The following is a 12276-nucleotide window of genomic DNA, read 5'->3' on the forward strand; positions in this document are numbered from 1 at the left end:
ATCGGTTTCCCAGGAGAGCACGCCATGAAATCCATGACATTGTTAGCGATCACCTGCGTACTGAGTTTTGCCGCCCACGCCGAGGATGGCCCGGCGACCAACTGCGATGCCAAGATCAATGATCTGGAGAGCATCAGCAAGACCGATGGCCAGGCGTTGCACGGCGGCATGGCCCACGACTATCACGAGCTGCTCAAGCAGGCCAAGGACGCCCGGGACAAAGGTGACATGGCCAAGTGCCAAGCCTCGGCCGACCGCGCCAAGACCATCTACAACAAGGCGCGGGGCAAGTAACGCCCGGTACAGCTTTGCAGGACCGGGCTTGCCCGCTCCCTGAGGTATTACCCAGCGCTCTGGTGTAAGCTCTTGCGGACCTTTCCACGAGACCGCCGCATGACCTCGCCCAGCCCGCGCCTCGACAGCCTGCTCACCGGCTGCGCCCGACCGTTTACCCGCCCGGGTTCGCACAGCGCCATCGACAAGCAACCTCGTCAAGGCCCGTTGGCGGTGACCTTCCTCGGCATCGCCGGCGACGAACAGGGCGATCTGCGCGTACACGGTGGCGTCGAGAAGGCCATCCACCATTATCCCCTTGAGCACTATTCGGACTGGGCCGCCGAACTGGGCGAGCACCCCTTGCTGACCCGGCCCGGCGCGTTTGGCGAGAACTTCAGCAGCTTCGGTTGGCGTGAAGCCGATGTCTGCCTGGGCGACCGGATCCGCGTCGGCACGGCATTGCTGGAAATCTCCCAGGGGCGGATGCCGTGCTGGAAGCTCAATGACCGCTTCGACGTGGCGCAGATGGCGTTGCGCGTGCAGCAGAGCGGGCGCACTGGCTGGTACTACCGGGTGCTGGAGGAGGGCGTGGTCGAGGCGGGCGATGCCCTGCATCTGGTCGAGCGTCCCCACGCCCAGTGGTCGGTGGCACGGCTCTCGGCGGTCCTGTTCGACAAGCGGCTGGAGCCCGAGCTGTTGCGCGAATGCCTGGCGCTGCCGCTGGTGCCGAACTGGCGCAGGACACTGGAAAAGCGCCTGGAGCAACACCAGGTCGAGGACTGGACCTCGCGCCTGCAGGGCCGCAGCGAAGGCTGACCGGCGTCGCGTTCAACATTTATCAAGACAAGGAAAGCCCCATGGCCTTCGAACTGGATGATCGCCTGGTCATCGGTGTCGCCTCCAGCGCCGTGTTCGACCTCAGCGAATCGGACGCGGTGTTCCGTCGCGAGGGCGAGGCGCAGTACCGCAAGTATCAGGAGCAGCACTTGGACGTGCCGCTGGGAAAAGGCATCGCCTATCCCTTCATCAAGCGCCTGCTTGCGCTCAATGACCTGCGCGGCGATCCCGAGGACCCGCTGGTGGAGGTGGTGCTGCTGTCGCAAAACGATCCGGACACCGGCATGCGGGTGATGAAGACCATTGGCCACTATGGCCTGAACATGACCCGGGCGATCTTCACCCAGGGCCGTTCACCCTACGAGTACATTCCGGCGCTGAACATCGCCCTGTTCCTGTCCGCCGACAAGCAGCATGTCGACGCCGCGATCAAGGCCGGCTATCCGGCGGGGCAGGTGCTGGACTCGAAGTTCGACGATGACGAAAGCGATGACAACCTGCGCATCGCCTTCGACTTCGACGGTGTGCTGGCTGGAGACGAATCGGAGGCGGTGATGCAGTCGGGCGGGTTGGACAGTTTTCATGCTCATGAAGTGATCAACGTCACCCAGCCGCACAACCCCGGCCCGCTCAAGGAGTTCTTCGTGCGCATCGCCCGTATCCAGGCTGCCGAAGAGCAGCACAAGCTGGCGCATCCCGGCTATGAGAACCGCCTACGTGTGTCGATTGTCACGGCGCGCAATGCGCCATCCCATGAGCGGGCGCTCAACACTCTGAAAAGCTGGGGAGTGATGGCCAATGACGCGTTCTTTCTCGGGGGCATAGAGAAGCGGCGGGTGCTGCAGGTGCTCAAGCCGCACATCTTCTTCGACGACCAGTCGGGGCACCTCAAGAGCACCAGCACGGTGGTGCCTTCGGTGCATGTTCCGTTCGGAGTGACCAACCGGGCGCGCTGAGCCACAGGGGCCGCGCAGCGGCCCCTGTTTTCCTGCGATCAGTGATCCGCCAATCCGTCATCCTGCGACAGCAGCGCCCTGGCCAGCTCCTCGTCACTGGCTTGCAATCCGGGATTGGCCTGGCGGACCTGCGCCAGCGCCGACTCCAGGTAAGCTCCGCGAATGGCGCCGCCGCTGGCGACAAAGGCCGACAGTTCGTCACGGGCGGGAATGATCCGTTTGTCGTCCTTGAAGGTCGAGTACAGCGAGGCGGACACCCCGGCCGAGGTAGCGACGTCACCGGCGTCGACACGGGCCAGGGCGGCACCGGCGGGGAGCAGGAGCAGCAGCGATGGGATGAGCAGTAAATGACGCATGGTGAGTCCTCCGCGAAGGTGAAGCCCAAGGGTGTTACTGCATGATGTTAAGAGCGCTGTGACGCGCTGGGAGTTCCGGCACGCTTGTGATATTGCGCCTGCAATACTGAGCCACGTTGTATTTGACCTACAACCCTCGCGCATGATCTTCTCGCAGTCCTGCCGTCCGTCAATCAAGGGAATGTGATGCCATGACCGAATACACGCTCCACTGCTTCGCCGAATCCGGCAACGCCTACAAGGTTGCGCTGATGCTGGAGCTCACCGGCCAGGACTGGGCGCCTGTGTTCGTCGATTTCTTCAACGGCCAGACCCGTGGTCAGGACTGGCGCGACGCGGTCAACGAGCAGGGGGAGGTGCCGGTGCTCGAGCATGCCGGGGAGAAACTCACCCAGTCGGCCTTGATTCTCGACTACCTGGCCGAACGCACCGGCCAGTTCGGCCCGCGCGACGACATCGAGAAGCGCGAGATCTGGCGTTGGATGCTCTTCGACAACCACAAATTCACCAGCTACTACGCGGCGTTGCGGTTCATCTTTTGCCTGAAGCAGATGGGCGAGTCGGATGTCACCCGTTTCCTGCGCGAGCGGGCCAGGGCGGCCTACCAGATCGTCGATGCACACCTGGCCAAGACGCCGTTCATGGTCGGCGGGCGCCTGACCATAGCCGACCTGTCCCTCGCAGGGTACGTGTACATGCCCGAGGACACGGGGTTGGCGCTCAGCGAGTTCCGTCATGTCGAAGCATGGAAGGCGCGTATTCAAGAAGTGCCGGGATGGAAGCATCCTTACGACCTGATGCCTGGAACCGCTGCTTGATCCCACTCAGGGCCAGTAGCGCGGGTTAACCTGCGATCACCGACGCAGCCGCTGCAGCGTATTGGGGCCGTTGTGCTGAAGGCGGCTCCTATCACAAGCGCGCCCCCCCATGAGACCGGGGCCGCGCCTGTGTCGGTCTAGGAGTGTGGGATGCTCCTGGCCTGCGGCACGCCGGCATACTGCGCCTTCAAATGCCCCTGCTCATCCAGCAGGTACGCATCCATCACCTCACGCACCACCGGCCCGGCCACCCGACCACCGGCCTCGCCGTTCTCGATCATCACCGCCACCACCATCGCCGGGTGCTCGGCCGGGGCGAAGCCGACGAACAGGGCGTTGTCGCGGTGGCGCTCGAGGGTCTTGTCGCGGTTGTAGCGTTCACCCTGCTTGATCGCCACCACCTGCGCCGTGCCGCTCTTGCCAGCGATGCGGTATTGCGCGCCGGCGGCGGCGGCGCGGGCGATGCCGCGCGGGTCGTGCATGACCATCTGCATGCCCTGGCTGACCTGGTCCCAGGCGTGCTTGTCGTGCAGCACGATGTCCGGCATCGGGTTGGGGTCGACCGGAGCCTGGCCACCGATGGTCAGCGCCAGGTGCGGGCGGTGCCACGCCCCCTTGCTCGCCAGCAGGCTGGTGGCCTGGGCCAGCTGCAGCGGCGTGACCTGCATGTAGCCCTGGCCGATGCCGAGGATCAGCGTCTCGCCGGGGAACCAGGCCTGGCGCCGGGTGGCGCGCTTCCAGGCCTGTGACGGCATCAGCCCCGGTGCTTCCTCGAACATGTCCAGCGAGACCTTCTGGCCCAGGCCGAACTCGGCCATGTAGTCGTGCAGGCGGTCGATGCCCAGCTTGTGCGCCAGGTCGTAGAAGTAGGTGTCGTTGGAGCGCATGATCGCCGTGTACATGTCCACCCAGCCATCGCCCGTGCGGTTCCAGTTGCGGTACTTGTGGTCGTAGTTGGGCAGCTCGTAGTAGCCGGGGTCGAAGACCCGGCTGGCGGGGCTGATCACGCCGCTGTCGAGGCCGGCGATGGCCACCTCGGGCTTGACCGTCGAGCCGGGTGCGTACAGCCCGCGCAGCACGCGGTTGAACAGCGGCCGGTCAATGGAGTCGCGCAGGGCGGCGTACTGCCTGTAGCTGATGCCCTTGACGAACAGGTTGGGGTCGAAGGCCGGGTTGCTGACCATCGCCAGTACGTCGCCGTTGGCCGGGTCGAGCACCACCACCGCGCCACGCCGATCGCCCAGGGCCTTTTCGGCGGCCTGCTGCAGGTGGGCGTCGAGGCTCAGCACGATGTCCTTGCCCGGCACCGGGTCATGGTGGTTGAGTACGCGCATCACCCGGCCCTGGGCATTGGTCTCGACTTCCTCGTAGCCCACTTGGCCGTGCAGTTCGTTCTCGTAGAAGCGTTCGATACCAGTCTTGCCGATCGACTGGGTGCCGCGGTAGGCGGTACTGTCGAGGGTCTTGGCTTCCTTTTCGTTGATGCGCCCGACGTAGCCCACCGAATGGGCGAAGTGCTCGGCCAGTGGGTATTCGCGTATGAACTGCGGCTCGACCTCCAGCCCCGGCAGGCGGAACTGGTTGACCGCGATCAGGGCGATCTGCTCTTCGCTCAGGCCCACCAGCAGGGTCACCGGCTCGAACGGCTTGCGTCCGCGGCGCAGGTCCTTGTCGAACTGGTGGCGGTCGTCCTCGGACAGACCGAGGATCTGCGCCAGGCTGTCGAGCACCCGTGCCGGATCGCCGGCCCGTTCGCGGGTCATGGTCAGGTTGAAGCTGGGCTTGTTGTCGGCCAGCACCACGCCGTTGCGGTCATAGATCAGGCCGCGCTCGGGCGGGATCGGCAGCACGTGCACGCGGTTGTTTTCCGATACCGCGCTCTGCTGGTCGTGCTGCAGCACCTGCAGCACATAGAGCCGGCCCACCAGCACTGCCACCAGGCTCATCACCAGCAGGGCACAGGCCAGCAGCCGGCGGTTGACCAGATGCTTTTCCTTTTCGTGGTCCTTGAGGGGAATGGGCTGGGGCATGGACGTCGTGGTGCTACGGATGGGGTCGCGATGCTACGCGGGCGGGCAGGGCGGCTCAAGGCGGGGCCGGTTGCCCCGCCGCTCCGCGATGCCCGCCGGCCCCGGTGCCAAGGGGCTGACGGCTAACATGAAGTTTCCTTCATGTGCTGGGTCAAAGGCTGAGCGTCAGGCTCACACTGACATTGCGCGGTTCGCCCGGCAGTACCCACGCGCTGTTGTAGGAGCGTTCGTAGTACTTGCGATCGAACAGGTTGTTGAGGTTCAGGCCCACGGTCACCTGTTCGCTGGCCTTGTAGTGCGCCAGCAGGTCGACCGTGCTGTAGGCATCCAGGGTGAAGTGGCTGCCGGCCTGGCCGGAACGCTCGCCGACATAGTTGAACGCCGCGCCGATGTCCGAGCCGCGCAGAGCGCCGTCCAAGAACTCGTACACGCCCATCACGCTGCCGCTGTTGCGGGCAATACCCAGCAGGTCGCTGCCCTTGGGCAGGGCCGCGTCGCCCTTGGTGACCTCGGCATCGATGTAGGCATAGGCGCCGATCACCCGTACGGCGTCGGTCAGTTGGCCGCTGAACTGCAGGTCCAGCCCCTGGCTGCGCGCCTTGCCGGCCGCCACGCTGTCGCCGAGCACGTCGGTGGTGATGACGTTCTCCTTGTCGATATGGAACAGCGCGATGGTCGCGCCCAGGCGGTTGTCGAGCAGGTCGAGCTTCAGTCCGGTCTCATAGCCCAGACCTTTCTCCGGCTTGTAGACCTGGCCCTGGGTGCCAATGGTATTGGGCTTGAACGACGTCGAGGCGTTGGCGAACACGCCGACCTGTGGGGTCAGCTGGTACAGCAGCCCCACGCGCGGCGTGGCGACGTCCTTTTCCTGGCTGTCGCTGGCACCGGTGGCGCGGTTCTGCGAAATCTGTTCGATGCGTTCCAGGCGCACGCCCACCAGCCCGCGCAGGCGCTCGGTGAAGGCGATCTGGTCCTGCAGATTGAGGGCATGGCTTTCGGTGTGCTCGAAGAAGTCGTTGGGCCGGGCGATGGCCGGCTTCGGCTTGCCGTATACCGGGTTGTAGATGTCCAGGCCATAGCCCGCCGAGGTCGCGCTTTGCGGGTATTTCTGGCTGTTGCGGTAGTTTTCGTATTCCAGCCCGATCAGCGCCTGGTGTTGCCAGCCCCCTAATTCGAACTGACCGTGCAGCTCGGCCTGGGTGATGTTGTCGTTCCATTCGAAATCACGTTCGCGATAGAAACGGGTGATCGTCGTGCCGACCAGGGCCTGGGGCTCGGAGCTGTTGCCCTTGAGCGTGCCCTGGGTGTAATGGTTGGCCAGGCGCAGTTTCCAGCTGTCGTCGAGAAAATGTTCCAGCGCCACGTCGAGGGTCTGGTTGTCGTTGCGGATCTTGCCGTCGTTGGGCTCGCCGAGAAAGGTCGAGCGCTTGACCGAGCCCATCTCGCCATTGACTGCCGGAATGCCTCGGTCAAACACCGACTCGGTGCGGGAGAACTCGGTGTCGATCAGCAGCCGGGTATCGGGCGACAGCTGCCAGCTCAGGGACGGGCTGACGATACGACGCTCGCTGCCGACATGGTCACGGAAGCTGCCGTTGTCCTCGACCGCCAGGTTGATCCGACCCAGCAGATTGCCTTGGCTGTCCAGCGGCGAGTTGGCATCCAGGGCGGTGCGGTAGCGGTCCCAACTGCCCGCGCTCAGGCTTAGGGTGCTGAAGGTTTCGGCCTGGGGGCGCTTGCTGACGATATTGACCAGCCCGCCAGGGTCGCCGCGGCCATAGAGGCTGGCGGCCGGGCCCTTGAGCACTTCGATGCGCTCGATGCTGGAGGTGTCCGGGGAACTGTAGCTGCCGCGGTTGATGGCGAAGCCGTTCTTGTACAGCTCGCCGGTGGTGAAGCCGCGCACACTGTAGTTGAGGAAGGTCAGGCCACCGAAGTTGTTCTGCCGCGACACGCCGCCGGCAAAGTCCAGGGCGCGGTCGATGCGGGTGGTGTTGAGGTCCTTGATCACCTGGGCGGGCACCACCTGGATGCTCTGCGGGGTGTCGCGGATATCGCTGTCGGTGCGGGTGGCGGTGGCCGAGCGGGTGGCGCGGTAGCCTTGCACCGGGCCGTCGGCGCGTTCTTCGAGGTAGGCGTCGGTGATCGAGGTTTCTTCCAGCAGCAGGGGTTGGGCTGCCGAGAGGGGTTGGCCGAACAGGCCCAGGGTGAGGCCGGCCAGAAGCGGTGCGCGAGGGTTCACAAGGGATCTCCAAATAATATGTAATAACGTAGCATTTATCGATGCGCTGACGCCATAGCGAAATGAGATCTGAGGAGTGATTGGCAGATGAAAATGATTCGCGTTATTGTAATGTTATTACGTAGCCGGAGGTTCCTATGCAAGTACTGTCCTCACTCAAGCAAGCCAAGCGTCGTCATCGTGACTGCCAGGTGGTCAAGCGTCGTGGCCGGATCTATGTGATCTGCAAGTCCAATCCGCGGTTCAAGGCCCGGCAGGGCGGGGTGAAGAAGAAGCGGGGGTAGCCTGTAAGGTGAGCGAAGGGGGCCGCTTTGCGGCCCCAGTGACGTTAACGAAGCGTCCTGCGCAAACGCCGCCAACCCAGCACCACGCCACTGAGGGCAATCACCAACCCACCGCTGCTCAGGACGATGATCAGCCCTTCACGCAGCAGCGGCCGCGCCAGCAGCGGTTGCCAGTCCCAGCTGTGCAGCAGGTTGAACAACCAGCGCCCGGTGCGTTGCGCCCGGTCATGGTTGGCCACCATCATGCCGCTGGCCGGGTCCAGGTAGACCCAGGTAGCGGCCGGGTCATCGAAGCGCAGGCGCAGCACGGGCAATGGGCGGGATTGGAAACCGTACATGCTCTGCGGGTCGCGGGCGAAGTAGTGGAAGTCGTAAGCGCTCTGCCAGTCGTCTTGCACCGCCATGCCTGGGGCCATGGCCTGCGCGGCCGCCAGCAGCCGTTGCCGGGCAAACGCCCGGGTCGGCGGCGCGCCGTCTTCGAGGATACGGCTGTCGCCGTTGGCATTACGCGCCACCATGTAGGTGACGTCGGCCAGGCGCTGCCACTGCAACTCGACGGTGTTGAAACCTGCCTCCTCGCGCAACCGCGCCAACGCGGTGGCAACCGGCAGCTTGAGGTCGGCGGCGTGCAGCGGGCCGGGTTGCAGGGCGATCTGCGAACGGCTGTCGGTCAGGCCCCAGGGGCGCATCGACATCAAGCCGCTGAACACCCACAACACCAGTACCCCACCGAACAACAGCCCACCGATGTGGTGCCAGCGCAGCCAGCCTCCGGGGTAGGGGCTGCGCGAGCCGCTGCGATAGCGCTTGCGCAACCGCAGGCGCAGGATGCCCACCGCCATGCCCAGGATCGCCATCAGCGTACCGAGCACGGACAGGCCGATCACCAGCGTGCGCCAGCCGTTGTCGAAGCCGAACCCGCCGCGCAGGGGATAGAGCCAGTGCAGCCAGGCACCGACCCAGTTCCAGGCGCGTTCCTGCGCGGTGGCGTCGCGCACCACTTCACCGCTGCGCCCGGACAGGTACAGCCAGGTGCCGGCGGCATCGTCCACCCGCACCCGATGCAAGGGCCGGTCAGCGTCCAGGGCCCGGGAGTGGGTCCACATGTCCTCGTCCACCGTGCCTTGATAGGCCAGTGCCGAGTCACCGGCGTACTGCCGCGCATTGGCCAGGGCCCAGGCGGCATCCGCATGAACCAGGGGCTCGCCGCTGGTGGCATCAAGGGTGACGCGGCGACCGTCGGCCAGTTCCAGCAGGTAGTGTGCTTGCCCGCCCAGGCTGGTCAGACGCAGCGCCTTCAACGGCTGTTGCGCCCACTGCGTCGGCAGTTCGGCGCAGCATCCCGCCGGCAGTGCCGGCAGGTGGGCCAGGCGCTCGGCCGGGGTCAGCTTGGGGTAGCCGACATACAGCATGACCACCCCGGAGACGAACCACAGCGCCATGAACAGGCAGGCGACGATGCCCAGCCAGCGGTGCCACAGGTACAGCTGGCGCTTCAGGCCCATCAGTAGCGCCATTGCACAGCCACTTCCAGGCTGCGCGGCTCACCCAGGTAGTACTGGGTGTTGGTCTGGTGGATGAAACGCGCATAGACCTCGTCGGTGAGGTTGCGCAGCCGCGCGCTGAGCTGCACGTGCTTGTCCAGGTCGTGGGTCATGGACAGCCCATAGACGGTGTACGACGGCACCCAGGCGGTGTTGGCGGTGTTGGCGTACACCGACGACACATAGCGGGCGTCGGCGCCGACCTGCCAGCCCGGCGCCAGGTCGTAGGTCAGCCACAGGTTGGCGACCCGGTCGGGGATGTTCACCGGGTGCTTGCCCTTGCGCGAGTACACCACGCCGCCGATGGTCTCGTTGAACTCGTCGTACTCGGCGTTGACCCAGCTGAAGTTGCCCGCCGCCAGCAGCTTGGGCGTGACCTTGAACGAGGCCGCCAGCTCGAGGCCGGTGGAGGTCTGCTGGCCCGCCTGCTCGGTGGTGTTGGGCACGGTCGAGGAGGGCACCGAGATGTTCTTGCGCACGATGCGGTAGGCCGCCGCGGTGGCCGAACCGCGCCCGTCGAGGAAGTCGAACTTGCTGCCCACTTCCACCTGGCGCCCGGTGCTCAAGTCGAAGTCGCCGACCTGGCTGAGCGAGGCGCCAGTGAGCGAGCCGCCCGGCGGCTCGGCCGAGGTGCTGTACTGGGTGTACAGGCTGACATTGGACGTCAGGTCGTAGACCAGGCCCAGGCGCCCGGTGAAGGCGTCCCAACGCCGGTCCAGCTTGGCCCGGCTCACGTGGTCGACCACGTCGAAGTCGATATGGTCGTAGCGCAGTGCCGATATCAGCGACAGTTGGTCGGTCAGGCGGGTGCGGTTCTCGACAAAGCCCGCCGTGGTGTCGGTGGTAGTGCTGCGGCCTTTGGCGCGCGGCGCGTCCATGCCGGGGATGTCGAGGAAGTGGTCGGGCTGGAAGCCATTCGGGTCGATGATGTCGAAGGCACCTTTGGACAGCGGATAGGCGGTCTGCTGGTTGCGGCTGTAGTCCACGCCGAACGCCCAGTCGCTGGCCAGACCGAACAGTTGGCCTTGATGGGTCAATTCGGTGCGATTGCCGTTGACCTCCTGGTCGTGGCGCTGGCGGTAACCGCCGGAGCGGGCGATGTTGGTGTTGCTGGCGTTGTAGCGGTACACCTCGAGGTTGCGATAATCGCGCTGGCCGTTGTAGTGGTAGAAGGTGTTGCGCAGCTGGTTGCTGTCGTCGATGCGGTAGTCGGTGATCGAGCGCAGCCAGCGGGTGCGCTGCTCGTAGCGGCCGTCCTCGACGTTGTAGTTGTTGAAGCGATTGTGTTTGTCGATGTGCAGGGTGCCGACCGCCGGCTGCAACACCGGCGTGCCCCAGTACGGGCTGTCTTCCTTCTCTTCCAGGTACTCGATGGCCAGGGTGTGCGAGAGCTGCTCGTTGATGTCGCTGAGCAGCGAGAAGGCCAGGTTGCCGGCACCGTTCTCCTGGCGGTCGATGTAGCCATTGGTATTGGTACGGCTGTAGTCGAGCCGCGCGTAGTGGCGCGGGCCGTCGCCGCTGTTGAGCGCCTTGTTGAAGCCGACCGAGGTTTCCAGGGTGTCGTAGCGGCCGTAGCTGACGCGGCCTTCGAAGCTGTCCTCATCGCGGTTGGCCAGTTTGGTGATCATGTTCAGGCTGCCGCCGACCGCGCCACTGCCGTTGAGGAACGACGAGGGGCCGCCGAGCAGTTCGACGCGGTCGTAGATCCACGCGCCAACCGGGCGCGCCGTGGCGCCGTACTGCAGGTTGATGCCGTTGAACAACTGGCTGATCTGGGCGCCGTTGAAACCACGGTAAGACACGTAGCCGCCCCAGCCGGGCGGTGCCGAGGCGTTGACCCCGGGCAGGGCGTTGGCGGCGTCCTGGAAGTTGCGCGCGCCGATGCGCTCCATGGTCTTGCGGTCGGCAACGCTGACCGAGGCGGGGTTTTCGCGGGCGCTGAGGTTCAGCCGCGAGCCGCTTTCGATGGGGCGGTCAAGATCGAGCGTGGTGGCTTCTTTGGGTTGGTCGGCGGTGGCCGTGACGTTGCTGGCGGGCAGGGTCAGGGTGTCATCCTGCGCCCAGGCGCAGGTTGCGCTGCCTACGAGCAGCGCCAAAGTGGTCATGCGGAACATGCAAGGCTTCCTGGCTGAAATCGGTGGGCGCACGCCCGCTGCCGATCAGGCAGTAGTACTTGGGCGTGGCGATGTCAGAACGCGAGAAGCGAAGCGGGGGAGGCGCGCGGATTGACCAGGGGCCAGCGCTGCTTGGGCAGGGGCGGCGCGGGTTGTCTGGGTAAGGGTTTGCTCGACTCCCCGGCGAGCAGGGCCAGCAGGCCGAAGAACACCGCCAGCAGGGTGGCGCTGAACAGGCTGGCGATCACGCAGTCGCCGCCGGCAGGCAGCACCGGGTCGGTGATGTCCTGGTCGCCCTTGAACACGCCGCTGCTGTCGGCCGCGCACCAGGCGGCGTCATCCAGGCCGGCCAGGCGCAAGCCTGCCATCTGTCCATGGCCCATGGCGCACAGCAACGAGCCGAACAAGATGCTGAAATACAGCACCCAGGCGACTTGCGATCGTGTGTGGCGGGCCAGCTTCATCGGCAAAGCTCGAAGGGAATGGGTTGGGCGTGCGGATTCTACAACTTTTGACACATCTGCCTAGAGTGTTCCTGCGATAAAAAGCATTCGAAACGATACGCCTGCCTGGCTTGACGCCTCTGGGCCCCAGGTGTTCAGATGCCGACCGATTTCAGGTGTCCCATGCCGCCGCGCATGGGGTTAAACGGGAAACCGGTACGAGTCCGGTGCTGCCCCCGCAACGGTATGCAAGTGATGCCTTCGACAGACCACTGTGGCCAATGCGCCATGGGAAGGTGAAGGCGTCTAGTCTTGCGAGCCCGGAGACCGGCCTGGAATGTGGTAGGCAAACTCCTGCGGTGGGCGGGCATGGGCC

At 65.1% G+C, this 12276-nt stretch carries 11 protein-coding genes and 1 riboswitch; of the genes, 5 read left to right on the top strand and 6 right to left on the bottom strand.

Features of this window, described 5'->3' with window-relative positions; genetic code table 11:
* Window positions 1-24 precede the first annotated feature (24 nt).
* From AC25MA_RS07110 to AC25MA_RS07120, 3 genes are all read left to right on the top strand, one after another.
* Window positions 25-294 (top strand): hypothetical protein, encoded by a 270-nt coding sequence (locus tag AC25MA_RS07110; RefSeq protein WP_028689424.1) that lies wholly within the window; start codon window positions 25-27, stop codon window positions 292-294.
* A gap of 99 nt (window positions 295-393) precedes the next feature.
* Complete coding sequence (locus AC25MA_RS07115; protein ID WP_028689425.1) at window positions 394-1092, top strand: MOSC domain-containing protein; 699 nt, start codon at window positions 394-396, stop codon at window positions 1090-1092.
* Between the two features lie 41 nt (window positions 1093-1133).
* A complete protein-coding gene (locus AC25MA_RS07120) occupies window positions 1134-2069 on the top strand; it encodes a 5'-nucleotidase (RefSeq protein WP_028689426.1) in 936 nt (311 codons plus the stop codon).
* Window positions 2070-2107: 38 nt separating this feature from the next.
* Here AC25MA_RS07120 and AC25MA_RS07125 read toward each other — a convergent pair whose 3' ends face one another.
* Entirely contained in the window at window positions 2108-2425 is a 318-nt protein-coding gene (locus AC25MA_RS07125) for a DUF2388 domain-containing protein (RefSeq protein ID WP_028689427.1), read from the bottom strand.
* Window positions 2426-2616: 191 nt separating this feature from the next.
* Between AC25MA_RS07125 and AC25MA_RS07130 the strand changes: the two genes are divergently transcribed.
* The gene (locus tag AC25MA_RS07130; protein ID WP_028689428.1) at window positions 2617-3243 is read left to right on the top strand and encodes a glutathione S-transferase family protein; all 627 of its coding nucleotides are present in this window, start codon (window positions 2617-2619) and stop codon (window positions 3241-3243) included.
* A gap of 137 nt (window positions 3244-3380) precedes the next feature.
* Here the strand turns inward: AC25MA_RS07130 and mrdA are convergent, their stop codons facing one another.
* Both mrdA and AC25MA_RS07140 read right to left on the bottom strand, forming a co-directional pair.
* On the bottom strand, window positions 3381-5273 hold the full coding sequence (mrdA, locus tag AC25MA_RS07135; RefSeq protein WP_028689429.1) for a penicillin-binding protein 2: 1893 nt from the start codon (window positions 5271-5273) through the stop codon (window positions 3381-3383).
* 151 nt (window positions 5274-5424) lie between these two features.
* Window positions 5425-7515 carry a TonB-dependent siderophore receptor gene (locus AC25MA_RS07140; protein ID WP_028689430.1) on the bottom strand — a complete coding sequence of 697 codons (2091 nt, stop codon included), beginning with the start codon at window positions 7513-7515 and terminating at the stop codon, window positions 5425-5427.
* 137 nt (window positions 7516-7652) lie between these two features.
* On the opposite strand from AC25MA_RS07140, the gene ykgO reads away from it, so the two are divergent.
* Complete coding sequence (gene ykgO / locus AC25MA_RS07145; protein WP_023632134.1) at window positions 7653-7799, top strand: type B 50S ribosomal protein L36; 147 nt, start codon at window positions 7653-7655, stop codon at window positions 7797-7799.
* A 44-nt stretch (window positions 7800-7843) separates the two neighbouring features.
* On the opposite strand, the gene AC25MA_RS07150 is transcribed toward ykgO, so the two are convergent.
* The 3 genes from AC25MA_RS07150 to AC25MA_RS07160 form a co-directional block, all read right to left on the bottom strand.
* Window positions 7844-9298, bottom strand: a complete 1455-nt coding sequence (locus AC25MA_RS07150) for a PepSY domain-containing protein (RefSeq protein WP_028689431.1) — start codon at window positions 9296-9298, stop codon at window positions 7844-7846.
* A gap of 5 nt (window positions 9299-9303) precedes the next feature.
* Complete coding sequence (locus tag AC25MA_RS07155; protein WP_213882825.1) at window positions 9304-11457, bottom strand: TonB-dependent receptor; 2154 nt, start codon at window positions 11455-11457, stop codon at window positions 9304-9306.
* 74 nt (window positions 11458-11531) lie between these two features.
* On the bottom strand, window positions 11532-11921 hold the full coding sequence (locus AC25MA_RS07160) for a DUF2946 family protein (protein ID WP_028689433.1): 390 nt from the start codon (window positions 11919-11921) through the stop codon (window positions 11532-11534).
* Window positions 11922-12057: 136 nt separating this feature from the next.
* Window positions 12058-12250, top strand: a riboswitch (cobalamin riboswitch).
* Window positions 12251-12276 lie beyond the last annotated feature (26 nt).

The organism is Pseudomonas sp. P65(2024), assembly GCF_057480955.1.